This window comes from Aeromonas sp. AE23HZ002T15 (assembly GCF_054165525.2).
In genome coordinates this window covers 2,295,001-2,314,948 of sequence record NZ_CM201342.1, presented here as the reverse complement: position 1 = coordinate 2,314,948, position 19,948 = coordinate 2,295,001, and the positions used below count along the sequence as shown (strand labels likewise).

The 19,948-nt window shown below is 57.5% G+C and carries 33 protein-coding genes (1 of these 33 cut by a window edge); 30 read left to right on the top strand and 3 right to left on the bottom strand.

Going from position 1 to position 19,948, the window contains the following annotated elements:
- Window positions 1-25: 25 nt before the first annotated feature.
- Both ACT5M9_RS10765 and ACT5M9_RS10760 read left to right on the top strand, forming a co-directional pair.
- Entirely contained in the window at window positions 26-259 is a 234-nt protein-coding gene (locus ACT5M9_RS10765) for a flagellar biosynthesis protein FlgE (RefSeq protein ID WP_438550510.1), read from the top strand.
- 95 nt (window positions 260-354) lie between these two features.
- Window positions 355-1,119 carry a putative metalloprotease CJM1_0395 family protein gene (locus ACT5M9_RS10760; RefSeq protein ID WP_457982666.1) on the top strand — a complete coding sequence of 255 codons (765 nt, stop codon included), beginning with the start codon at window positions 355-357 and terminating at the stop codon, window positions 1,117-1,119.
- A 99-nt stretch (window positions 1,120-1,218) separates the two neighbouring features.
- On the opposite strand, the gene ACT5M9_RS10755 is transcribed toward ACT5M9_RS10760, so the two are convergent.
- Window positions 1,219-3,549: a Tex family protein gene (locus ACT5M9_RS10755; protein ID WP_457982664.1), complete on the bottom strand. Its 2,331-nt coding sequence runs from the start codon at window positions 3,547-3,549 to the stop codon at window positions 1,219-1,221.
- A 203-nt stretch (window positions 3,550-3,752) separates the two neighbouring features.
- Window positions 3,753-4,226, bottom strand: a complete 474-nt coding sequence (gene greB / locus ACT5M9_RS10750) for a transcription elongation factor GreB (RefSeq protein WP_457982662.1) — start codon at window positions 4,224-4,226, stop codon at window positions 3,753-3,755.
- Between the two features lie 222 nt (window positions 4,227-4,448).
- Between greB and ompR the strand changes: the two genes are divergently transcribed.
- Window positions 4,449-5,168: an osmolarity response regulator transcription factor OmpR gene (ompR, locus tag ACT5M9_RS10745; protein WP_457982661.1), complete on the top strand. Its 720-nt coding sequence runs from the start codon at window positions 4,449-4,451 to the stop codon at window positions 5,166-5,168.
- Window positions 5,165-6,475, top strand: a complete 1,311-nt coding sequence (gene envZ / locus ACT5M9_RS10740; protein ID WP_457982660.1) for a two-component system sensor histidine kinase EnvZ — start codon at window positions 5,165-5,167, stop codon at window positions 6,473-6,475. Before ompR ends, envZ begins: the two co-directional genes overlap by 4 nt.
- Before the next feature lie 37 nt (window positions 6,476-6,512).
- On the opposite strand, the gene ACT5M9_RS10735 is transcribed toward envZ, so the two are convergent.
- A complete protein-coding gene (locus ACT5M9_RS10735; RefSeq protein WP_457982658.1) occupies window positions 6,513-7,427 on the bottom strand; it encodes a DMT family transporter in 915 nt (304 codons plus the stop codon).
- 355 nt (window positions 7,428-7,782) lie between these two features.
- On the opposite strand from ACT5M9_RS10735, the gene rpsJ reads away from it, so the two are divergent.
- The 26 genes from rpsJ to rpsD all read left to right on the top strand — a co-directional run.
- Window positions 7,783-8,094 carry a 30S ribosomal protein S10 gene (rpsJ, locus tag ACT5M9_RS10730; protein ID WP_005307944.1) on the top strand — a complete coding sequence of 104 codons (312 nt, stop codon included), beginning with the start codon at window positions 7,783-7,785 and terminating at the stop codon, window positions 8,092-8,094.
- A 22-nt stretch (window positions 8,095-8,116) separates the two neighbouring features.
- The gene (rplC, locus tag ACT5M9_RS10725) at window positions 8,117-8,749 is read left to right on the top strand and encodes a 50S ribosomal protein L3 (RefSeq protein ID WP_010672559.1); all 633 of its coding nucleotides are present in this window, start codon (window positions 8,117-8,119) and stop codon (window positions 8,747-8,749) included.
- Window positions 8,750-8,766: 17 nt separating this feature from the next.
- Complete coding sequence (rplD, locus tag ACT5M9_RS10720; RefSeq protein ID WP_005340616.1) at window positions 8,767-9,372, top strand: 50S ribosomal protein L4; 606 nt, start codon at window positions 8,767-8,769, stop codon at window positions 9,370-9,372.
- Window positions 9,369-9,671 carry a 50S ribosomal protein L23 gene (gene rplW, locus ACT5M9_RS10715; protein ID WP_005307955.1) on the top strand — a complete coding sequence of 101 codons (303 nt, stop codon included), beginning with the start codon at window positions 9,369-9,371 and terminating at the stop codon, window positions 9,669-9,671. Before rplD ends, rplW begins: the two co-directional genes overlap by 4 nt.
- 15 nt (window positions 9,672-9,686) lie before the next feature.
- The gene (gene rplB, locus ACT5M9_RS10710) at window positions 9,687-10,508 is read left to right on the top strand and encodes a 50S ribosomal protein L2 (protein WP_100292730.1); all 822 of its coding nucleotides are present in this window, start codon (window positions 9,687-9,689) and stop codon (window positions 10,506-10,508) included.
- 22 nt (window positions 10,509-10,530) lie between these two features.
- Complete coding sequence (rpsS, locus tag ACT5M9_RS10705) at window positions 10,531-10,809, top strand: 30S ribosomal protein S19 (RefSeq protein WP_005307960.1); 279 nt, start codon at window positions 10,531-10,533, stop codon at window positions 10,807-10,809.
- Window positions 10,810-10,819: 10 nt separating this feature from the next.
- A complete protein-coding gene (rplV, locus tag ACT5M9_RS10700; protein ID WP_005319741.1) occupies window positions 10,820-11,164 on the top strand; it encodes a 50S ribosomal protein L22 in 345 nt (114 codons plus the stop codon).
- Between the two features lie 3 nt (window positions 11,165-11,167).
- Window positions 11,168-11,881: a 30S ribosomal protein S3 gene (gene rpsC, locus ACT5M9_RS10695; protein WP_005307962.1), complete on the top strand. Its 714-nt coding sequence runs from the start codon at window positions 11,168-11,170 to the stop codon at window positions 11,879-11,881.
- 13 nt (window positions 11,882-11,894) lie between these two features.
- Window positions 11,895-12,308 (top strand): 50S ribosomal protein L16, encoded by a 414-nt coding sequence (gene rplP / locus ACT5M9_RS10690; RefSeq protein ID WP_005307963.1) that lies wholly within the window; start codon window positions 11,895-11,897, stop codon window positions 12,306-12,308.
- A complete protein-coding gene (gene rpmC, locus ACT5M9_RS10685) occupies window positions 12,308-12,499 on the top strand; it encodes a 50S ribosomal protein L29 (protein ID WP_005307965.1) in 192 nt (63 codons plus the stop codon). The genes rplP and rpmC overlap by 1 nt, the downstream gene beginning before the upstream one ends.
- Window positions 12,499-12,747, top strand: a complete 249-nt coding sequence (gene rpsQ / locus ACT5M9_RS10680; protein ID WP_005307966.1) for a 30S ribosomal protein S17 — start codon at window positions 12,499-12,501, stop codon at window positions 12,745-12,747. Before rpmC ends, rpsQ begins: the two co-directional genes overlap by 1 nt.
- 148 nt (window positions 12,748-12,895) lie before the next feature.
- Window positions 12,896-13,264 carry a 50S ribosomal protein L14 gene (gene rplN / locus ACT5M9_RS10675; protein WP_005307975.1) on the top strand — a complete coding sequence of 123 codons (369 nt, stop codon included), beginning with the start codon at window positions 12,896-12,898 and terminating at the stop codon, window positions 13,262-13,264.
- 11 nt (window positions 13,265-13,275) lie between these two features.
- Window positions 13,276-13,593, top strand: coding sequence for a 50S ribosomal protein L24 (gene rplX / locus ACT5M9_RS10670; RefSeq protein ID WP_025325387.1), 318 nt, complete (start codon window positions 13,276-13,278; stop codon window positions 13,591-13,593).
- 13 nt (window positions 13,594-13,606) lie between these two features.
- Complete coding sequence (rplE, locus tag ACT5M9_RS10665) at window positions 13,607-14,146, top strand: 50S ribosomal protein L5 (protein ID WP_005331162.1); 540 nt, start codon at window positions 13,607-13,609, stop codon at window positions 14,144-14,146.
- Between the two features lie 10 nt (window positions 14,147-14,156).
- The gene (gene rpsN / locus ACT5M9_RS10660; RefSeq protein ID WP_005331161.1) at window positions 14,157-14,462 is read left to right on the top strand and encodes a 30S ribosomal protein S14; all 306 of its coding nucleotides are present in this window, start codon (window positions 14,157-14,159) and stop codon (window positions 14,460-14,462) included.
- A gap of 19 nt (window positions 14,463-14,481) precedes the next feature.
- Entirely contained in the window at window positions 14,482-14,874 is a 393-nt protein-coding gene (rpsH, locus tag ACT5M9_RS10655; RefSeq protein ID WP_005307980.1) for a 30S ribosomal protein S8, read from the top strand.
- Between the two features lie 13 nt (window positions 14,875-14,887).
- Window positions 14,888-15,421 (top strand): 50S ribosomal protein L6, encoded by a 534-nt coding sequence (rplF, locus tag ACT5M9_RS10650; RefSeq protein WP_349920652.1) that lies wholly within the window; start codon window positions 14,888-14,890, stop codon window positions 15,419-15,421.
- Window positions 15,422-15,430: 9 nt separating this feature from the next.
- Window positions 15,431-15,784: a 50S ribosomal protein L18 gene (gene rplR / locus ACT5M9_RS10645; protein ID WP_025325389.1), complete on the top strand. Its 354-nt coding sequence runs from the start codon at window positions 15,431-15,433 to the stop codon at window positions 15,782-15,784.
- 14 nt (window positions 15,785-15,798) lie between these two features.
- The gene (rpsE, locus tag ACT5M9_RS10640; protein ID WP_100860714.1) at window positions 15,799-16,299 is read left to right on the top strand and encodes a 30S ribosomal protein S5; all 501 of its coding nucleotides are present in this window, start codon (window positions 15,799-15,801) and stop codon (window positions 16,297-16,299) included.
- Between the two features lie 6 nt (window positions 16,300-16,305).
- Window positions 16,306-16,485, top strand: a complete 180-nt coding sequence (rpmD, locus tag ACT5M9_RS10635) for a 50S ribosomal protein L30 (RefSeq protein ID WP_005307985.1) — start codon at window positions 16,306-16,308, stop codon at window positions 16,483-16,485.
- Window positions 16,486-16,487: 2 nt separating this feature from the next.
- Window positions 16,488-16,925: a 50S ribosomal protein L15 gene (gene rplO, locus ACT5M9_RS10630; protein WP_005307987.1), complete on the top strand. Its 438-nt coding sequence runs from the start codon at window positions 16,488-16,490 to the stop codon at window positions 16,923-16,925.
- A gap of 8 nt (window positions 16,926-16,933) precedes the next feature.
- On the top strand, window positions 16,934-18,262 hold the full coding sequence (gene secY / locus ACT5M9_RS10625; protein WP_349920653.1) for a preprotein translocase subunit SecY: 1,329 nt from the start codon (window positions 16,934-16,936) through the stop codon (window positions 18,260-18,262).
- A 27-nt stretch (window positions 18,263-18,289) separates the two neighbouring features.
- The gene (gene rpmJ, locus ACT5M9_RS10620) at window positions 18,290-18,403 is read left to right on the top strand and encodes a 50S ribosomal protein L36 (RefSeq protein WP_005319705.1); all 114 of its coding nucleotides are present in this window, start codon (window positions 18,290-18,292) and stop codon (window positions 18,401-18,403) included.
- Between the two features lie 139 nt (window positions 18,404-18,542).
- The gene (rpsM, locus tag ACT5M9_RS10615; RefSeq protein WP_005307991.1) at window positions 18,543-18,899 is read left to right on the top strand and encodes a 30S ribosomal protein S13; all 357 of its coding nucleotides are present in this window, start codon (window positions 18,543-18,545) and stop codon (window positions 18,897-18,899) included.
- 14 nt (window positions 18,900-18,913) lie between these two features.
- Window positions 18,914-19,303 (top strand): 30S ribosomal protein S11, encoded by a 390-nt coding sequence (rpsK, locus tag ACT5M9_RS10610; RefSeq protein ID WP_005319702.1) that lies wholly within the window; start codon window positions 18,914-18,916, stop codon window positions 19,301-19,303.
- A gap of 40 nt (window positions 19,304-19,343) precedes the next feature.
- Window positions 19,344-19,948: the 5' portion of a 30S ribosomal protein S4 gene (gene rpsD, locus ACT5M9_RS10605; RefSeq protein ID WP_010672568.1), read on the top strand. It continues 16 nt past the right edge of the window; 605 of the gene's 621 nt are visible here — the first part of the coding sequence; the start codon lies at window positions 19,344-19,346; its stop codon lies beyond the right edge, outside the window.

Here is a 19,948-nt window from a genome sequence, read left to right as displayed (position 1 = left end):
TGGCCAACAGCAGAGGAGTGATGCAATGCGTATCGATTCAGCCATGACCACGGGCGTACAGGGGTTCCAGCGGGCGGAGCAGCAGGCCGCCCAGGCCTCCAGCCAGATAGCCCGCCTCAATACCCCGGCGGGTGACCAGGTCCAGTTGCCGGATGAGCTGGTCAATCTCAAGGTCGCCGAGCTGCAGGCCGGCGCCTCCGCCAAGGTGATCCAGACCGCCAGTGACATGATGGGCACCCTGATCGACATCCGGGTCTGAGATGAACATCCACGTCAACCCGTCACCCATCATTGCCGATCCGCTGCATCCGCAGACGGCATGGATGGGTGCCTTGATCGCCATCCGGGCCTGAGATGAACATCAACGTCAGCCTGCCGCCCATTATTCCGAACCAGCTGCATCCGCAGACGGAAGCGGCGCAGACTGACAATCGCCGTGCCGAGCTGGTCCCCCAGCTGCGGCAGGGGGAGGCCGCCAACGCCGAGTCCGGTGTCGCCTCCCAGAAAGACCGCGCCAGATCTGCCCCCAACAATCCCAACCCGCAATCCCTGTCCAGAGACAATGCCCAGACCGGCAATCCGGCGGCCTTGCCTCATCGTTTCGTGGAGGCCACGGACGAGGAGGGGAGGCGCAGGCAGCAGCAGGAGTCCGGTCAGCAGGAGCAACAGAAGCAGCAGCGGCAGATCGAGGTGCTGGCGGAGCGGGATCTGGAGGTGCGCAAGCACGAGCAGGCCCATCAGACGGCCGGCGGCGAACATGCGGGCAGCCCGACCTATGAATATGCTCAGGGGCCGGATGGCAAGCGCTACGCCACGGGGGGCGAGGTAGCCATCGATATCGGCGTCATCCACGGGGATCCCGCCGCGACCCTGGCCAAGATGCAGCAGGTGCGTGCCGCCGCCCTGGCACCGGACGAGCCTTCCTCTCAGGATCTGAGCGTGGCCCGCAGCGCCACGGTCAAGGAGGCGCAGGCGCGCAAGGAGCTGATGGCGGCAGAACCAGAGGGACAGTCCAGCCCGCTTGGCCTCTATATGGACAAACGCAATCGGGTCATCGCCCATCACTATCAACAGGCAAGCCGGCCTGCTCCGCGCCAGAGCTTCGGCCTGGATATCTGAGTGATGTAGGTATGCAACCTCTGCCGCCTGTGATGATATGCCCCGTCAGGCACTGGCAATAAAAAAGCCCCTCGCGGGGCTTTTTGTATATTGGGCTTCTTACTTCTTGGCCTTGGAGAGGGCGGCGGCGAAGGCGTTGCCCATGGCGCCACCCATTCCGGTCTGGGGGGCACTCTGACGCGACTCGCTGCGCGGCTTGTCTCTGCCGGCGTTGCCCTGGCGTGGTTCCGCCGGCTTGCGCCCCGGCCCGCTCTTCTCGCCAGCCTTCTCCTGCAGGCGCATGGTGAGGCTGATCCGCTTGCGGGGAGCATCCACCTCCAGCACCTTGACTCGCACTATGTCGCCGGCCTTGACCACCTCGCGGGGATCCTTGACGAAGCGGTCGGTCAGGGAGCTGATATGCACCAGCCCATCCTGATGGACCCCGATGTCGACGAAGGCGCCGAAGTTGGTGACGTTGGTGACTACCCCTTCCAGCACCATCTCGGGCACCAGGTCGCTGATCTTCTCCACTCCTTCCCTGAAGGTGGCGGTCTTGAACTCGGGGCGCGGGTCGCGGCCCGGCTTGTCCAGCTCGCCGATGATGTCGGTGACCGTGGGCATCCCGAAGCGCTCATCCGTATAGTCGGCGGGCCTCAGGCTCTTGAGCAGGCTGGTGTTGCCGAGCAGGCCCTCTACCTGTTGCTGCAGCCGCGCCAGGATCCGCTCCACCACGGGGTAGGACTCCGGGTGCACCGCCGAGCCGTCCAGCGGGTTGCTGCCGCCACGGATGCGCAGGAAGCCGGCGCACTGCTCGAACGCCTTGGGACCGAGCCGGCTAACTTTCAGCAACTGCTGGCGGTTGTGGAAGGCGCCGTTGTCATCCCTGTAGGCGACGATGTTCTGGGCCAGGGTCTGGGAGAGGCCGGAGACCCGGTTCAGCAGGGCCACCGAGGCGGTGTTCACATCCACCCCGACCGCGTTCACGCAATCCTCGACCACGGCGTCCAGTCGGCGCGCCAGCTGGCTCTGACCCACGTCGTGCTGATATTGGCCCACACCTATGCTCTTGGGATCTATCTTGACCAGCTCGGCCAGGGGATCCTGCAGCCGGCGGGCGATGGAGACGGCGCCACGGATGGAGACGTCGAGATCCGGGAACTCCTGGGAGGCGAGCTCGGAGGCGGAGTAGACGGAGGCGCCCGCCTCGCTCACCACGATTTTCTGCGCCTTGGCAGCGGGGTAACGCTCGAACAGATCGCTCACCAGGCGGTCGGTCTCCCGGGAGGCGGTGCCGTTGCCGATGCTGATGAGTTCGACCCCGTGCTTCTGGCACAGCTCGCTCAGGGTCTTGAGGCTCTGATCGACCTGGCGCTTCGGTTCAAACGGATAGATGGTGGCGTGATCGACCAGCTTGCCGGTGGCATCGACCACGGCGACCTTGACCCCGGTGCGGATGCCGGGGTCCAGCCCCATGGTGCAGCGCATGCCGGCCGGGGCCGCCATCAGCAGATCCTTGAGGTTCATGGCGAACACCTGGATCGCCTCTTCCTCGGCGCTCTCGCGCACCCGACCGATGAGCTCGGTCTCCATCTGCAGGGATAGCTTGATCTTCCAGGTCCAGCTCACCACCCCCTGCAGCCACTTGTCCGCCGGGCGGTTTTGCAGATTCAACTTGAGGTGATGGGCGATGATCCCCTCGCAGGGGCTGGCACTCTCGTCCTCGCCGGTCACCAGCGCCAGGTTGAGCACCCCTTCGTTGCGGCCGCGCAGCATGGCCAGTACCCGGTGGGAGGGGGCCTTATGCAGCGGTTCGTCGTGTTCGAAGTAGTCCTTGAACTTGGCCCCCTCCTGCTCCTTGCCCGCCACCACACGGGCGCGCAGGGTGGCGTTGTGCCACAGGTAGTCCCGCAGCTTCTCCAGCAGGTCGGCCTGCTCGGCGAAGCGCTCCATCAATATGTAGCGGGCGCCGTCGAGGGCGGCCTTGGTATCGGCGATGCCCTGCTCGGGGTTGAGGAAAGCTGCCGCCGCCTGCTCCGGATCCTGCATGGGGTCGGTGAGCAGAAGATCCGCCAGGGGCTCGAGCCCGGCCTCGATGGCCATCTGCCCCTTGGTGCGGCGTTTCGGCTTGTAGGGCAGGTAGAGATCCTCGAGCCGGGTCTTGCTGTCCGCCTCGCGCAGTTCGCGGGCGAGCTCCGGGGTGAGTTTGCCCTGCTCCTCGATGGAGCGGATGATCACCTGGCGGCGATCCTCCATCTCCCGCAGGTAGCCGAGCCGGCTCTCCAGGGTGCGCAGCTGGCTGTCGTCCAGACCGCCGGTCACCTCTTTGCGGTAACGGGCGATGAAGGGCACGGTCGAACCTTCATCCAGCAGGCGTACGGCGGCCTGTACCTGTTCGGGGCGAGCATTGAGCTCGGTGGCGATCTGTCTCTCTATGAGTTGGCTCTGCATCGGGGATCTCTAATGGTCGGTTCTATCCAACCGGCCTGAGGGGGTGCCCTGGCTCAGGAAGAGGGCACGACTCGGCCGGTTTGCGCCCTGGGGCGCCGGGTGGGAGCACTATATGGGCTCGAGGCGGTGGATGCCAGCACGGCCGGGGCGTAGCCGGCGGGTCGACCCGAATGGGGGGCCGGGGAGGCCGGCCCCTCGCCGGTTTATTTGGGGTAGCTTATCTCGTTAACATACCAGCAGGCGTCACCCACTGGCGTACGCACTATGGCCTCATCCCCCACTTCCTTCTTGAGCAGGGCGCGGGCCATGGGGGAGTCGATGGAGATGTAATCCTTGCGACCGAAGATCTCGTCATAGCCGACGATCCGAAAGTGCTTGATCTCTCCCTCCTCGCTCTCCACCTCGACCCAGGCGCCGAAGAACACCTTGCCCTCCTGGGAGGGGGAGTAGTCGACTATGGTGAGCTCCTCCAGACACTTGCGCAGGTAACGCACCCGTCTGTCTATCTCTCGCAGCCGCTTCTTGTTGTACTGGTAGTCGGCATTCTCGCTGCGATCCCCGAGACTGGCGGCCCAGGCGACCTTCTTGGTGACCTCGGGCCGCTCCTCTCGCCACAGCATGTCGTGCTCTTGTCGCAGCCTGTTGTAGCCTTCTCGCGTGATGAGTCTGGTTTTCATGGCGTAATCAGCCCCTGTTACGACTGGGTAAGGGAGGTTGTACTGCCCGGGACCTCTGTCATGGCGCCCCGGTTGTGAGCGCAAAGGTATCAGAGAGCCCCGGCCCCTGACCATAGTCCGGGTCTCCGAGCGAGGTCGGGGTAATAACCGGTAACATATTTATGCTTTGCCCCCGGGAGGGGGAGCCCTAGTATTGGGATCAGACAGAGAGGAGTGGCAAGCATGAGTCAGCAATACAAGGTCCTGGTGGTCGACGACGACCTGAAATTACGTTCCCTGCTGGAGCGTTACCTCACCGAACAGGGGTTCATGGTGCGGGGCGTGGCCAACGGGGAGCAGGCGGATCGCTTGCTGACGCGCGAGAACTTCAGCCTGATGGTGCTGGATCTGATGCTGCCAGGGGAGGATGGCCTCTCCATCTGCCGCAGACTGCGGGAGGCGGGCAACCAGATCCCTGTGCTCATGCTCACCGCCAAGGGGGATGAGGTGGATCGCATCGTCGGCCTCGAGATGGGAGCCGACGACTACCTGCCCAAGCCGTTCAACCCCCGCGAGCTGCTGGCCCGGATCCGTGCCGTCTTGCGCCGCCATACCGTCGAGCTGCCCGGCGCCCCCTCCGCCGCCGAGAAGATGGTGACCTTCGGTGCCTATCAGCTGAACCTGGCGACCCGGGAGCTGAGCCGGGACGGTGAGCCCGTCTCCCTGACCAGCGGCGAGTTTGCCGTGCTCAAGGTGCTGGTGAGCCATCCCCGCGAACCGCTTTCTCGCGACAAGTTGATGAACCTGGCCCGTGGCAGGGAATACACCGCCACCGAGCGCAGCATAGACGTGCAGGTTTCCCGCCTGCGCCGCCTGCTGGAGCAGGATCCGGCCCAGCCGCGCTACCTGCAGACCGTCTGGGGTCTGGGCTATGTGTTCGTGCCGGACGGTGAGGGCGCATGAAGAAAGTGAGCAGCATGTTCTCCCGCATGCTCTGGTTTCTGGCCGCCGTGCTGGTGGTCTATCAGTTTGTCTCCTACGTCACCTTCTACAACTACCTGCTGTCGCCCACCGTCAAGCAGATCAGCCACCTGCTGGCCAACCAGGTCAAACTCATCTTCCCCGTGGACAACAATCAGCTGGCCCTGAGCGACGATGCCGAGGCCCTGGTCTATGTGGCGACCGGCAGCGACATCTATACCCAGAGCGAGGCGGAGCAGCATGGACTGAACGACTCCAAACCCTATCCCTTCCTCGAAGAGAACATCAGCAGCGAGCTGAAGGGCAAGACCCGGGTCAGGGTCGAGATCCAGGATCACTACATCATCTGGATCCAGCCGCCCCAGGCGAACCAGATGTGGGTGCGGATCCCCCTGACCGAGATCGAGGATGACGACATAGAGCCGCTGCTGCTCTATATGAGCGTGCTGCTGGTGGTGACCCTGTTCGCGGCCTGGCGCTTCGCCCGTCAGCTGGTGCGCCCGCTGGAGGATCTGGAGGCGGGGGCCGTGGCGGTGGCCCGGGGCAACTTCCCGGATGCACTGGGGGAGCAGGGCTCCCGGGAGGTGCGCCGGCTGACCCGCACCTTCAATCACATGTCGAGCTCCATCAAGAGCCTGATCGAGGAGCGCAACCTGATGATGGCGGGGGTCTCCCACGACTTGCGCACGCCGCTGACCCGCATCCGGCTGGCGACCGAGATGATGTCCTCCGGGGATGAGTACCTCAAGGAGAGCATCAACGCGGACATCGACGAATCCAATGCCATCATCGATCAGTTCATCGACTACATCCGGCCGGACGAGGGGCTGGATATCCAGCAGATCGATCTGACCCAGCTGATCCACGACGCCCTGCTGATGCAGACGGATCAGGGGCTGGAGGTGGAGCTGCTGCTGCCGGAGCAGGCGGTGCGGGTGGCCTGCAACCCCGTCAGCCTGAGGCGCATCCTCAACAATCTCTCTGGCAACTCCTTGCGCTACGGGGCGAGCCGGCTGCAGGCAGAGCTGAGGGACGACGGCCACTGGGTGCGGTTGCGGCTCTCGGACAACGGTCCCGGCATCGCCGAGCAGGACTATCAGCGGGTACTCAAGCCCTTCATGCAGGGCAATGTGGCGCGCACCGGTGGTGGCAGCGGGCTGGGGCTGGCCATAGTCGCCAAGATAGTGTCCCAGCACCACGGCACCATCAGGCTCGGCGGTTCGGCGTTCGGAGGTCTGCTGGTGGAGATACGGTTGCCCAAGCAGCAGCCGCTGGAGTGGATAGATTGAGAGAAGGGCGCATCGATGGATGCGCCCTTCTGCTTTCTCAGATCTCGGGTTCGGCCTTGTTGCGGTAGCGCTTGCCGTATTTCAGCTGCTGGATGAGCAGGGCCGCCACGATCAGCGCCAACCCGATGGGAGTCGCCGGGTGGATGGCCTCGCCGATGAGCAGGTTCAGCAGCACCAGGGAGGCGAACGGGGAGATGAAGATGAGGTTGCTGATGGGGGCCGTATTGGTGGCGTGACGTAGGGCCATCAGCCAGAGCACGAAGCCAAAGCCCATCTCGAACAGCCCCACATAGATGGCGCCGGCCCAGCCCTGCCAGGCGGTCATGGCGAAGTCGGCCATCAGCCAGGTCGCCACGACGATGAAGGGCAGGCTGATGATGAAGCCGAGCAGCAGGCTGACGATGGGATCCCCCTGATTGCGGGTGTTGAGGATCCAGTAGCCGGCCCAGATGAGAGTCGACACCAGCGCCAGCGTTACCCCGAGCGGGCTGTCGAACTGCAGGCCGAACACGTCCCCTTTGGTGGCGATGACCAGGGCGCCGAAGTAACCCAGCACGATGGCGACCCCGTCACGGCGGCGCAGCGTCTGGCCGAGGAAGGGTACCGCCAGCAGGCTGAGGGTGATGGCCCAGGTGTAGTTGAGGGTCTGGGCCTGCTGGGCGGGCAGCAGATCATAGGCCTTGAACAGCAGCAGGTAATAGAGGAAGGGGTTCAACACCCCCAGGGCCAGGTAGTAAAAGGGGCGGGCCTTGATGTAATTCAGCAGCAGGGGCAGCTTGCCCTGCCTGGCGACGATGGCGGTGAGGGTCAGGGTCGAGGTGAAGGCGGCGACGAGCAGCAGCTGCACCGGTTCGAAATAGGTGAGGGAGATCTTGAAGGCGGTGGCCACCGTCGACCAGAGCGCCACGGCGCAGAGTCCATACTGGTAGGCTTTTTTCTGATCTTTGAGCATCGAAGTCGTTCCGTTGACAGAGGCGAGGGCGCAGTCTAACAGCCGGATCGACCCCTTGTCGTCACTGCAGTGTGGGTGTCATTCAGGGTCGTTTTGACGAGATCCGTCCGCGACGGATGATTGTGCACAATCTGTTCACCATCCCTTGCATGAATTGAAAAAATCCGTATAATCCCCTCCGCTTACCCATGAGGTAAGCCAGACGATATGTCTGCTTGCTGAGCTTCTCGTTTACGGGTGCCAGCCATACAGTCCTCCCGATATGGGAGGAAACGTGAAAAATCACACCTCTGGCGGGAATATTCCCGGTCGGGCGGTGTTGATTTATGTTCTTTTATCTATTGGAGCTCTGTCAATGCAGAACCAAAGAATCCGTATCCGCCTGAAGGCTTTTGATCATCGCCTGATCGATCAATCCACTGCGGAAATCGTTGAAACTGCAAAGCGCACCGGCGCGCAGGTTCGCGGTCCTATTCCGCTGCCGACTCGCAAAGAGCGCTTCACCGTTCTGATCTCCCCGCACGTCAACAAAGACGCGCGTGATCAGTACGAGATCCGCACTCACAAGCGTCTGGTAGACATCGTTGAGCCGACTGACAAGACCGTAGACGCTCTGATGCGTCTGGATCTGGCAGCTGGTGTAGACGTCCAGATCAGCCTGGGTTAATTACGGAAAGAGGTTGATAACAATGACAATCGGTCTTGTAGGTCGCAAAGTGGGTATGACTCGCATCTTCACCGAAGATGGCGTTTCTATCCCGGTGACTGTTATCGAAGTTGAAGCTAACCGTGTAACTCAGGTCAAATCTGTAGAAACCGACGGCTACAACGCTATTCAGGTTACCACTGGCGCCAAGAAAGCCAGCCGTGTGACCAAGCCGGAAGCTGGCCACTTCGCCAAAGCTGGTGTAGAAGCCGGTCGCGGTCTGTGGGAATTCCGCCTGAACAACGGTGAAACTTTCACTGTTGGTAGCGAGCTGAAAGTAGATCTTCTCGCTGACGTTAAGCTGGTAGACGTTACCGGCACATCCAAGGGTAAAGGTTTTGCCGGTACTGTTAAGCGCTGGAACTTCCGTACCCAGGATATGACCCACGGTAACTCTCTGTCCCACCGTGTACCTGGCTCCATCGGTCAAAACCAGACCCCGGGCCGTGTATTCAAGGGCAAAAAGATGGCTGGTCACATGGGTGCTGAGCGTGTAACGACTCAGAACCTGGAACTGGTTCGTGTTGACGCTGAACGCAACCTGCTGCTCATCAAAGGCGCAGTACCGGGTGCAACCAACGGCAACGTGATCGTTAAACCTGCCGTCAAAGCGTAACGTCTGAGGAGATAGTAATGGAATTGGTAATGAAAGACGCCAAGAGCGCTCTTGAAGTTTCCGAGACTACCTTCGGGCGCGAATTCAACGAAGCCCTGGTTCACCAGGTTGTCGTTGCTTATGCCGCTGGTGCCCGTCAGGGTACTCGTGCGCAGCTGACTCGCTCTGAAGTGTCTGGTGGCGGCAAAAAGCCGTGGCGTCAGAAGGGTACTGGTCGTGCCCGTGCTGGCTCCATCCGTTCGCCCATCTGGCGTTCCGGTGGTGTGACCTTTGCTGCTAAGCCGCAAGATCACAGCCAAAAAGTAAACAAGAAGATGTACCGCGGCGCTATCCGTAGCATCCTGTCCGAGCTGGTACGTCAAGAGCGTCTGATCGTTGTTGAGAAATTCGGCATCGAAGCTCCGAAGACCAAAGAACTGATCGCCAAGCTGAAAGAGATGGAACTGACTGACGTTCTGATCGTGACCGCTGAAGTCGATGAGAACCTGTTCCTGGCTGCTCGCAACCTGTACAAAGTTGACGTGCGTGACGTTGCCGGTATCGACCCGGTCAGCCTGATCGCCTTCGACAAGGTTCTGATGACTGCTGATGCAGTGAAGCAAATCGAGGAGATGCTGGCATGATCCGCGAAGAACGTCTGTTGAAAGTTCTGAAGGCTCCGCACATCTCTGAAAAGAGCACCATGGTTGCAGAAAAGCAGAACACTATCGTGTTCAAAGTTGCTGTTGATGCTACCAAGGCGGAAGTCAAAGCTGCAGTTGCGAAACTGTTCGAGGTCGAAGTTGAGACCGTCCGTACCCTGAACATGAAGGGTAAGACCAAGCGCGCAGGTGCACGCGTAGGCCGTCGTTCCGATTGGAAAAAGGCTTATGTCACCCTGAAAGCGGGTCAGGACATCGACTTCATGGGCGCAGCCGAGTAAGAGGAGTTCTCAAAAATGGCAATCGTTAAGTGCAAGCCTACTTCTCCGGGCCGCCGCCACGTCGTCAAGATCGTCAACCAAGAGCTGTACAAGGGCAAGCCCTTCGCCGCTCTGCTGGACAGCAAAAGCAAGTCCGGTGGTCGTAACAACAACGGCCGCATCACCACCCGTCATATCGGTGGTGGTCACAAGCAACACTACCGTCTGGTCGACTTCAAGCGCGACAAAGACGGCATTCCGGCCAAAGTAGAGCGTCTGGAATACGATCCTAACCGTACCGCAAACATCGCCCTGGTGCTGTATGCAGACGGTGAGCGTCGTTACATCCTGGCCCCGAAAGGCCTGAAAGCAGGTGATGCTATCGCTTCTGGTGCTGATGCTGCGATCAAGGTAGGTAACACCCTGCCGATGCGTAACATCCCGGTCGGTTCTACCGTTCACGCCGTAGAGATGAAGCCTGGTAAAGGTGCCCAGCTGGCTCGTTCCGCTGGTACTTTCATCCAGATCCTGGCTCGCGAAGGTAACTATGTAACTCTGCGTCTGCGTTCCGGCGAAGTACGTAAAGTTCTGGCCGAGTGCCGCGCTACCATCGGTGAAGTGGGTAACTCCGAGCACATGCTGCGTCAACTGGGTAAAGCCGGTGCAAACCGCTGGCGTGGTATTCGTCCGACCGTTCGCGGTATGGCGATGAACCCGGTTGATCACCCGCACGGTGGTGGTGAGGGTCGTAACAAGGGCATGCAGCCTGTGTCCCCATGGGGCCAGAAGGCTAAGGGCTTCAAGACCCGTAAGAACAAGCGTACCGACAAGTACATCGTACGTCGTCGTAACAAGTAATTGTTAACATAGAGGAATCACCATGCCACGTTCTCTCAAGAAGGGTCCATTTATTGACCTGCACTTGCTGAAGAAGGTAGAGAAAGCGGTGGAAAGCGGGGATAAAAAGCCGGTTAAGACCTGGTCCCGTCGTTCAATGATCATCCCGAACATGATCGGTTTGACCATCGCTGTCCATAATGGTCGTCAGCACGTTCCGGTTTTCGTTACCGAAGAAATGATCGGTCACAAACTGGGTGAATTCGCACCGACTCGTACTTATCGCGGCCATGCTGCTGATAAGAAGGCTAAGAAGCGCTAAGGGATAAATGATGGAAGCTATCGCTAAACACCGTTATGCCCGTACTTCTGCCCAGAAAGCTCGTCTGGTAGCCGATCAAGTACGTGGTCTGTCCGTAGACAAGGCTCTGAACATCCTGACCTTCAGCCCGAAAAAGGCTGCTGTTCTGGTGAAGAAAGTGCTGGAATCTGCCATTGCCAACGCTGAGCACAACGAAGGCGCCGATATCGACGCCCTGCGTGTTGCCACCATCATGGTAGACGAAGGTCCCTCCATGAAGCGCATCCGCCCGCGTGCCAAAGGTCGCGCGGATCGTATCCTCAAGCGTACCGCTCACATCACTGTAGTGGTATCCGACGCTAAGGCTGGGAGATAAGCAATGGGTCAGAAAGTACATCCTAATGGCATTCGCCTGGGTATTACCAAGCCTTGGAATTCTACCTGGTTCGCGAACACCAAAGACTTCGCTGACAACCTGTACAGCGATTTCCAAGTACGCCAGTTCCTGACCAAGGAGCTGAAAAACGCTTCCTTGTCCAAGATCACCATCGAGCGTCCGGCCAAGAGCATCCGTGTGACCATTCACACCGCTCGTCCGGGTGTCGTGATCGGCAAGAAAGGCGAAGACGTTGAGAAACTGCGCAAAGCTGTAGCCACTATTGCTGGCGTGCCTGCTCAGATCAACATTTCCGAAGTCCGCAAGCCGGAGCTGGATGGCAAACTGGTTGCCGACAGCATCACTTCTCAGCTGGAACGTCGCGTAATGTTCCGTCGCGCCATGAAGCGCGCCGTACAGAACGCCATGCGCCTGGGTGCCAAGGGCATCAAAGTTGAAGTGTCCGGTCGTCTGGGCGGCGCTGAAATCGCGCGTACCGAATGGTACCGTGAAGGTCGTGTGCCGTTGCACACCCTGCGTGCCGACATCGACTACGCAACTTCTGAAGCCCACACCACTTACGGTGTGATCGGCGTTAAAGTTTGGATCTTCAAGGGCGAAGTTCTGGGCGGTCTGGCTGCAGTCAATGCTGCCGCTGCTCAAGAGCAAGCTCCTGCGAAGCCCAAGCGTGACAACAAGCGCCGCGCTGCCAAGTAAGGAGATTCGGTAAATGTTGCAACCAAAGCGTACTAAATTCCGCAAGACCCATAAGGGTCGTAACCGCGGTCTGGCCAACTCCGGTAACGAAGTATCCTTCGGTACCTTCGGCCTGAAGGCGACATCCCGTGGTCAACTGACTGCTCGTCAAATCGAAGCAGCCCGTCGTGCCATGACCCGTCACGTTAAGCGTCAGGGTAAAATCTGGATCCGTGTGTTCCCGGACAAGCCGATTACCGAAAAGCCCCTCGAAGTTCGTATGGGTAAAGGTAAGGGTAACGTCGAATACTGGGTATGCCCGATCCAGCCTGGCAAAGTTCTGTACGAGATGGACGGTGTTCCCGAGGCTCTGGCCCGTGAAGCATTCGCCCTGGCCGCTGCTAAGCTGTCCGTTCAGACCACTTTCGTAATCAAGACGGTGATGTGATGAAAGCCCAAGATCTGCGTCAAAAGAGCGTCGAAGAACTGAACCAGGAGCTGCTGGGTCTGCTGCGTGAGCAATTCAACATGCGCATGCAAGCTTCCACCGGCCAGCTGGCTCAGACTCACACTCTGAAACAAGTGCGTCGTGACGTCGCACGTATCAAGACTGTACTGACTGAGAAGGCAGGTGCGTAATGACTGACAAGATCCGTACTCTGCAAGGTCGTGTAATCAGCGACAAGATGGACAAGTCCATCACTGTTGCTATCGAGCGCAAGGTAAAGCACCCGATCTACGGTAAGATCATCAAGCGCACTACCAAGCTGCACGTACACGACGAGAACAACGAGTGTAAAGCTGGCGATCTCGTGGAAATCCGCGAGTGCCGCCCGCTGTCCAAGACCAAGTCCTGGACCCTGGTTGCTGTCGTAGAAAAGGCCTAATCGGTACTTTTTAGCTCAAACGGCCCCTTATCGGGGCCGTTTGTTTTTTAGGCTACCTTTTCAAAAACAGCTGTGTTATAGTTTCGCGCCTTTTGAAGGCAGCCAGATCCCCGCAAGGGATAAGAAGTAAACAAAGCGGAGCACTAAGATGATCCAGATGCAAAGTATGCTGGGTGTTGCCGACAACTCCGGCGCTCGCAGTGTAATGTGTATTAAGGTTCTGGGTGGTTCGCACCGCCGTTACGCCGGCATCGGCGACATCATTAAGGTTTCCATCAAGGAAGCCATTCCTCGCGGTAAAGTGAAGAAAGGTGATGTGTATAACGCGGTGGTCGTACGCACCCGTAAAGGCGTTCGTCGTCCGGACGGCTCTGTCATCCGTTTCGACAACAATGCGGCTGTGTTGCTTAACAACAACCAACAGCCAATCGGTACTCGTATTTTTGGCCCGGTGACCCGTGAACTCCGTAATGAGAAGTTCATGAAGATTGTGTCCCTGGCACCCGAAGTACTGTAAGGAGTCGAACGATGGCAGCTAAAATCCGTCGCGAAGACGAAGTAATTGTTCTTACCGGCAAAGACAAGGGCAAGCGTGGCAAAGTCACTCAAGTCCTGATTGCAAAAGGTAAGGTAATCGTTGAAGGCATCAACCAGGTGAAGAAACACCAGAAGCCGGTACCCGCACTGGGTCAGGCTGGCGGTATCGTCACCAAAGAAGCCCCCATCGATGTATCAAACATCGCGCTGTTCAACTCTGCCACTGGCAAGGCTGACCGCGTTGGTTTCCGGATTGAAGACGGCAAGAAAGTCCGTTTCTTCAAATCCACCGGCGAACTTGTGAAGTAATTGGAGTTTAACGATGGCGAAACTGCATGATTACTACAAATCCGATGTAGTAAATGAACTGTCCAAGCAGTTCGGTTACAAGACTATCATGCAAGTCCCTCGGATCGAGAAAATCACCCTGAACATGGGTGTTGGTGAAGCGATCTCTGACAAGAAACTGCTGGAAAATGCTGCTGCCGATATGGCTGCCATTTCCGGTCAGAAACCGCTGATCACCAAAGCACGCAAATCTGTTGCGGGCTTCAAGATTCGTGAAGGCTACCCGATAGGTTGTAAAGTAACCCTGCGTGGCGAGCGTATGTGGGAGTTCCTGGAACGGCTGATTTGCATCTCCGTACCGCGTATCCGTGACTTCCGTGGTCTGAACGCCAAGGCGTTCGATGGCCGTGGTAACTACTCCATGGGCGTGCGTGAGCAAATCATCTTCCCGGAAATCGACTATGACAAGGTCGATCGCGTCCGTGGTCTGGATATCACCATCACCACTTCCGCGAATACCGACGAAGAAGGCCGTGCTCTGCTGGCTGCCTTTAACTTCCCATTCCGCAAGTAAGGTTAGGGTTATGGCTAAAACATCCATGAAAGCGCGCGAAGCAAAGCGTGCGAAGCTGGCAGCCAAGTTCGCGACCAAGCGTACCGAGCTGAAAGCTATCATCGTTGATATGAACGCTTCTGAAGAAGCGCGTTGGGACGCTGTCTTGCAACTGCAACAGCTGCCCCGTGATTCCAGTCCGTCCCGCCAGCGTAACCGTTGCAATATTACTGGTCGTCCGCACGGTTTCCTGCGCAAGTTTGGTCTGTCCCGCATCAAGGTGCGTGAGCATGCCATGAAGGGCGAAATTCCAGGCCTCAAAAAGGCCTCTTGGTAAGAATCTCGGGAGTTAGACTATGAGCATGCAAGATCCGATCGCGGATATGCTGACCCGCATCCGTAACGGTCAGGCGGCGAGCAAAGTTGCGGTTTCCATGCCTTCTTCCAAGCTGAAAGTGGCTATTGCCAAAGTGCTGAAAGAAGAAGGTTACATCGCTGGCTACTCCGTAGCTGGTGACGTGAAGCCGGAACTGGAAATTGAACTGAAATATTTCCAGGGCAAGCCGGTTGTAGAACTGATCCAACGCGTGAGCCGTCCCGGCCTGCGTATTTACAAGCGCACTACTGATCTGCCGAAAGTCATGGGCGGTCTCGGTGTTGCTATCGTGTCCACGTCTAAAGGTGTGATGACCGACCGTGCTGCCCGCAAGGCAAGCATGGGTGGTGAGATCATCTGCTACGTCGCTTAATAGGAGGTCGGAAATGTCTCGCGTTGCTAAGGCACCCGTCACTATTCCTGCTGGCGTAGAGGTGACTCTGAACGGTCAGGAACTGTCCATCAAAGGTGGTAAAGGTTCCCTGGTTCGTTCCATCCACGCCGGTGTAGAAGTGACCAAAGAAGACAATGTACTGAAGTTCGCCCCGCGCGACGGCATCGCTGGTGCTGACGCTCAGGCCGGTACTGCACGTGCATTGGTCAACAACATGGTAATCGGTGTTACCCAAGGCTTCGAGCGCAAGCTGCAGCTGGTTGGTGTAGGTTACAAAGCCTCCATCAAGGGCAATGCTGTCGCGCTGGCCCTGGGCTTCTCTCACCCGGTAGAGCATGCGCTGCCGGCTGGTGTCACCGCTGAATGCCCGACCGCTACTGAGATCGTTCTCCGTGGTGTGGACAAGCAGCTGGTTGGCCAAGTCGCCGCCGATATCCGTTCTTACCGCGCTCCGGAGCCCTACAAGGGCAAGGGTGTACGCTATGCTAACGAGCAAGTGCGTACTAAAGAAGCTAAGAAGAAGTAAGGTAACACTATGGACAAGAAAGCAGCTCGTCTCCGTCGTGCTACTCGTGCTCGGAAAAAGATGCAGGAACTGGGAGCCACCCGTCTGGTTGTTCACCGTACTCCGCGTCATATCTATGCGCAGGTTATCGCAGCCAACGGTTCCGAAGTTCTGGCCTCTGCTTCCACAGTAGAGAAAGCCATCAGTGAAGCTATCAAATACACCGGTAATGCTGATGCAGCTACCGCTGTAGGTAAAGCTATCGCTGAGCGTGCTATTGCCAAAGGCGTTCAGAACGTATCTTTCGATCGTTCCGGTTTCAAGTATCACGGTCGTGTAGCCGCTCTGGCTGCCGCTGCTCGTGACGCTGGTCTTCAGTTCTAAGCTAGGAGTCGAAGATGGCTAAAATCGAATCTCAAGCCGGCGAACTGCAAGAAAAGCTGATTGCAGTAAACCGTGTTTCGAAAACTGTTAAAGGTGGTCGTATCATGTCCTTCACCGCGTTGACCGTGGTGGGTGATGGTAACGGCCGTGTAGGTTACGGTTACGGTAAAGCCCGTGAAGTTCCGGCTGCCATTCAAAAGGCAATGGAACAGGCTAAGCGTAACCTGAACAAGGTTGAGCTGAACAACGGCACTCTGCACCACCCGGTGCGTGGTGTTCACTCTGGCTCCACCGTGTTCATGAAGCCGGCCTCCCAAGGTACTGGTATCATTGCCGGCGGCGCCATGCGTGCCGTGCTGGAAGTGGCTGGTATCCACAACGTGCTGGCTAAGACCTACGGTTCCACCAACCCAATCAACGTTGTTCGCGCAACTGTAGACGCTCTGGTACACGGCCAATCGCCGGAACAGATCGCTGCCAAGCGTGGTCTGCGCGTTGAAGAAATTCTGGGGTAATGCGACATGGCTAACACTGTAAAAGTAACTCAAACTCGCAGCTCTATCGGCCGTCTGCCAAAGCACAAGGCGACTCTGCGTGGTCTGGGTCTGCGTCGCATTGGTCACACCGTTGAGCTGGAAGATACTCCCTGCGTACGCGGTATGATCAACCAGGTTTATTACATGGTTAAGGTGGAGGGCTAAGCATGCGTCTGAATACTCTGTCTCCGGCCGCTGGTTCCAAGCGCGTTAAGCACCGTCCGGGCCGTGGTATCGGTTCCGGTCTGGGCAAGACTGGTGGTCGTGGTGTGAAAGGTCAAACTTCTCGTTCCGGTGGCGGCAAAGTTCGCAACGGCTTCGAGGGTGGCCAGATGCCTTTGAAAATCCGTCTGCCGAAGTTCGGTTTCTTCTCCCGCAAATCTTTGGTATCTGCCGAAGTGCGTCTGAACGAAATCGCCCTGGTAGAAGGTGATGTGGTCGATGTGAGCACTCTGAAGCAAGCCGGTGTTATTACTAAAAACATCGTGTTCGCTAAAGTTGTTCTGTCTGGCAACATTGACCGTGCTGTGACCGTTCGTGGTCTGTCCGTCACCAAGGGTGCACGTGCAGCCATCGAGGCCGCTGGCGGTAAAATCGAGGAATAATCAGTACAATGGCTAAGAAACCAGGATTGGATGTTAAAGCACAAGGTGGTCTGAGTGAACTGAAGAGCCGTCTGCTCTTCGTTCTCGGGGCGATTATCGTTTTCCGTGCAGGCTCTTATGTGCCGATTCCTGGTATTGACGCCGCCGTACTGGCCGAGTTGTTCCAACAACAGAAGGGCACCATCATTGAGATGTTCAACATGTTCAGTGGTGGTGCACTCTCGCGTGCTTCTATTCTTGCGCTGGGGATCATGCCGTACATTTCGGCGTCGATCATCATCCAGCTGCTGACTGTGGTTCACCCCGCTCTTGCTGAACTCAAGAAGGAAGGTGAAGCCGGCCGTCGCAAGATTAGCCAATATACCCGTTGGGGCACGCTGGTTTTGGGAACTTTCCAGGCCATTGGTATCGCAACCGGTCTGCCGAATATGATGCAAGGACTCGTGACTCATCCGGGTTTGGGCTTCTATTTCACAGCCGTTGTGAGTCTGGTCACCGGTACCATGTTCTTGATGTGGTTGGGTGAACAGATTACCGAGCGTGGGATTGGTAATGGTATCTCGTTGATTATCTTCACAGGTATCGTTGCCGGTCTGCCTCATGCCATTGGCGCTACGGCCGAACAGGCACGTCAAGGGGAATTGCACATCCTGCTGTTGTTGTTGCTGGGCTTGATTGTTTTCGCAGTGACTTACTTTGTGGTGTTCGTGGAACGTGGTCAGCGTCGTATCGTCGTTAACTATGCCAAGCGTCAACAAGGTCGCCAGGTATTCGCCGCGCAAAGCACACACCTGCCGTTGAAAGTGAATATGGCCGGTGTGATTCCTGCGATTTTCGCATCCAGCATCATCCTCTTCCCGGGGACCATTACCTCTTGGTTTGGTCAGGGCGAGGGCAAGGTCGCTGACATCCTGCAACAGGTCTCTATGGTCCTGCAGCCGGGTCAACCCTTGTATGAGATGCTCTATGCAGCAGCCATTATCTTCTTCTGCTTCTTCTATACCGCGTTGGTGTTCAACCCCCGCGAGACAGCAGATAACCTGAAGAAGAGTGGAGCCTTTATCCCGGGGATCCGCCCGGGCGAGCAGACAGCACGTTACATCGATAAGGTTATGACACGCCTGACATTGGCAGGTGCGCTCTATATAACCTTTATCTGTCTGGTACCTCAGTTCTTGATGACTGCCTGGAACGTACAGTTCTACTTCGGTGGCACTTCGCTGCTGATTATCGTGGTGGTTATCATGGACTTCATGGCTCAGGTACAAACCCATATGATGTCTCATCAATATGGCGACGTCCTGAGGAAGGCCAACCTGAAGGGCTACGGCCGCTAAAGGTCGGCGTAGTTACGGAGTTAAGCAATGAAAGTTCGTGCTTCCGTTAAGGCAATCTGCCGTAACTGCAAAATCATCAAGCGTCACGGTGTGGTGCGTGTGATTTGCAGTGAGCCAAAGCATAAACAGCGCCAAGGCTAATTTTTTACGGTTAGTACTTGCAACAAATAGTTGTGCTGGCTAATATAGCCAGCCAACTTTTGTTGTGTATTGGTTGACCGCCACGTATCCGCTCACGGGCTTTGTGGTGGTCGTTATCTACTATATGTAGGAGTGAATAGTGGCCCGTATCGCTGGCATTAACATTCCTGACCATAAGCATGCAGTCATTGCGTTGACTGCGATTTATGGCGTCGGTCGTACCCGCTCCAAGGCCATCTGTGCCGCAGCCGGTATCGCTGAGAATGTGAAAATTAAAGACCTGGACGAAGCTCAGATCGAGAGTCTGCGTGAACAAGTAGGTAAATTCACCGTTGAAGGTGACCTGCGTCGTCAGATTTCCATGAACATCAAGCGATTGATGGATCTGGGTTGCTACCGTGGTTTGCGTCACCGTCGTAGCCTGCCTGTTCGTGGTCAACGTACCAAGACCAACGCTCGTACCCGTAAGGGTCCGCGCAAGGCTATCAAGAAGTAACGGGAAGGTAGAAAATGGCTAAAACTCCGACTCGTGCTCGCAAGCGCGTTAAAAAGCAAGTGAGCGACGGTATTGCGCACGTTCATGCATCTTTCAACAACACAATCGTGACCATTACTGACCGTCAGGGCAATGCTCTGTCTTGGGCTACCTCTGGTGGTTCCGGTTTCCGTGGTTCCCGTAAGTCCACTCCGTTTGCTGCCCAGGTAGCTGCTGAGCGCGCTGGTGAGATCGCCAAAGAATACGGCGTGAAGAACCTGGAAGTCATGGTCAAAGGTCCGGGTCCCGGTCGTGAGTCTTCCATCCGCGCTCTGAACGCGGCTGGTTTCCGCATCACTAACATTACTGATGTGACTCCGATCCCGCACAACGGTTGTCGTCCTCCCAAGAAGCGCCGCGTGTAACGCTGGTAGCTACTTGGTCTAGGATTGTTGGAGAAAGAAGATGGCAAGATATATCGGTCCTAAGCTTAAGCTTAGCCGTCGTGAGGGCACCGACCTCTTCCTGAAGTCTGGTGTTCGTGCGATTGATTCTAAGTGCAAGATTGACACCGTTCCTGGTCAACACGGTGCGCGTAAAGCGCGTCTGTCCGACTACGGTGTGCAACTGCGCGAGAAACAAAAAGTACGTCGTATCTACGGCGTATTGGAAAAACAGTTCCGCAACTACTACCGCGACGCTGCCCGTCAAAAGGGTAACACCGGTGAAAACCTGTTGCAGCTGCTGGAAGGTCGTCTGGACAACGTCGTCTACCGTATGGGCTTCGGCGCCACTCGTGCTGAGTCTCGTCAGCTGGTGAGCCACAAAGCCATCATGGTAAACGGCCGTGTCGTAAATGTTCCTTCTTTCCAGGTATCCCCTGAGGACGTGATCTGCGTTCGTGAGAAGGCTAAAAAGCAAGCGCGTATCAAAGCTTCCCTGGAAGTTGCTGGTCAGCGCGAGAAGCCGACTTGGGTAGAGGTTGACGCTGCTAAGATGGAAGGTGCCTTCAAGCGCCTGCCGGAGCGTTCCGACCTGTCTGCCGACATTAACGAACAGCTGATCGTCGA

Bases quoted from the DNA above. Each gene is read 5' to 3' on its own strand.
- ACT5M9_RS10765 (WP_438550510.1), top strand. From the start codon at position 26: ATGCGTATCGATTCAGCCATGACCACGGGCGTACAGGGGTTCCAGCGG.
- ACT5M9_RS10760 (WP_457982666.1), top strand. From the start codon at position 355: ATGAACATCAACGTCAGCCTGCCGCCCATTATTCCGAACCAGCTGCAT.
- ACT5M9_RS10755 (WP_457982664.1), bottom strand. From the start codon at position 3,549: ATGCAGAGCCAACTCATAGAGAGACAGATCGCCACCGAGCTCAATGCT.
- greB (WP_457982662.1), bottom strand. From the start codon at position 4,226: ATGAAAACCAGACTCATCACGCGAGAAGGCTACAACAGGCTGCGACAA.
- ompR (WP_457982661.1), top strand. From the start codon at position 4,449: ATGAGTCAGCAATACAAGGTCCTGGTGGTCGACGACGACCTGAAATTA.
- envZ (WP_457982660.1), top strand. From the start codon at position 5,165: ATGAAGAAAGTGAGCAGCATGTTCTCCCGCATGCTCTGGTTTCTGGCC.
- ACT5M9_RS10735 (WP_457982658.1), bottom strand. From the start codon at position 7,427: ATGCTCAAAGATCAGAAAAAAGCCTACCAGTATGGACTCTGCGCCGTG.
- rpsJ (WP_005307944.1), top strand. From the start codon at position 7,783: ATGCAGAACCAAAGAATCCGTATCCGCCTGAAGGCTTTTGATCATCGC.
- rplC (WP_010672559.1), top strand. From the start codon at position 8,117: ATGACAATCGGTCTTGTAGGTCGCAAAGTGGGTATGACTCGCATCTTC.
- rplD (WP_005340616.1), top strand. From the start codon at position 8,767: ATGGAATTGGTAATGAAAGACGCCAAGAGCGCTCTTGAAGTTTCCGAG.
- rplW (WP_005307955.1), top strand. From the start codon at position 9,369: ATGATCCGCGAAGAACGTCTGTTGAAAGTTCTGAAGGCTCCGCACATC.
- rplB (WP_100292730.1), top strand. From the start codon at position 9,687: ATGGCAATCGTTAAGTGCAAGCCTACTTCTCCGGGCCGCCGCCACGTC.
- rpsS (WP_005307960.1), top strand. From the start codon at position 10,531: ATGCCACGTTCTCTCAAGAAGGGTCCATTTATTGACCTGCACTTGCTG.
- rplV (WP_005319741.1), top strand. From the start codon at position 10,820: ATGGAAGCTATCGCTAAACACCGTTATGCCCGTACTTCTGCCCAGAAA.
- rpsC (WP_005307962.1), top strand. From the start codon at position 11,168: ATGGGTCAGAAAGTACATCCTAATGGCATTCGCCTGGGTATTACCAAG.
- rplP (WP_005307963.1), top strand. From the start codon at position 11,895: ATGTTGCAACCAAAGCGTACTAAATTCCGCAAGACCCATAAGGGTCGT.
- rpmC (WP_005307965.1), top strand. From the start codon at position 12,308: ATGAAAGCCCAAGATCTGCGTCAAAAGAGCGTCGAAGAACTGAACCAG.
- rpsQ (WP_005307966.1), top strand. From the start codon at position 12,499: ATGACTGACAAGATCCGTACTCTGCAAGGTCGTGTAATCAGCGACAAG.
- rplN (WP_005307975.1), top strand. From the start codon at position 12,896: ATGATCCAGATGCAAAGTATGCTGGGTGTTGCCGACAACTCCGGCGCT.
- rplX (WP_025325387.1), top strand. From the start codon at position 13,276: ATGGCAGCTAAAATCCGTCGCGAAGACGAAGTAATTGTTCTTACCGGC.
- rplE (WP_005331162.1), top strand. From the start codon at position 13,607: ATGGCGAAACTGCATGATTACTACAAATCCGATGTAGTAAATGAACTG.
- rpsN (WP_005331161.1), top strand. From the start codon at position 14,157: ATGGCTAAAACATCCATGAAAGCGCGCGAAGCAAAGCGTGCGAAGCTG.
- rpsH (WP_005307980.1), top strand. From the start codon at position 14,482: ATGAGCATGCAAGATCCGATCGCGGATATGCTGACCCGCATCCGTAAC.
- rplF (WP_349920652.1), top strand. From the start codon at position 14,888: ATGTCTCGCGTTGCTAAGGCACCCGTCACTATTCCTGCTGGCGTAGAG.
- rplR (WP_025325389.1), top strand. From the start codon at position 15,431: ATGGACAAGAAAGCAGCTCGTCTCCGTCGTGCTACTCGTGCTCGGAAA.
- rpsE (WP_100860714.1), top strand. From the start codon at position 15,799: ATGGCTAAAATCGAATCTCAAGCCGGCGAACTGCAAGAAAAGCTGATT.
- rpmD (WP_005307985.1), top strand. From the start codon at position 16,306: ATGGCTAACACTGTAAAAGTAACTCAAACTCGCAGCTCTATCGGCCGT.
- rplO (WP_005307987.1), top strand. From the start codon at position 16,488: ATGCGTCTGAATACTCTGTCTCCGGCCGCTGGTTCCAAGCGCGTTAAG.
- secY (WP_349920653.1), top strand. From the start codon at position 16,934: ATGGCTAAGAAACCAGGATTGGATGTTAAAGCACAAGGTGGTCTGAGT.
- rpmJ (WP_005319705.1), top strand. From the start codon at position 18,290: ATGAAAGTTCGTGCTTCCGTTAAGGCAATCTGCCGTAACTGCAAAATC.
- rpsK (WP_005319702.1), top strand. From the start codon at position 18,914: ATGGCTAAAACTCCGACTCGTGCTCGCAAGCGCGTTAAAAAGCAAGTG.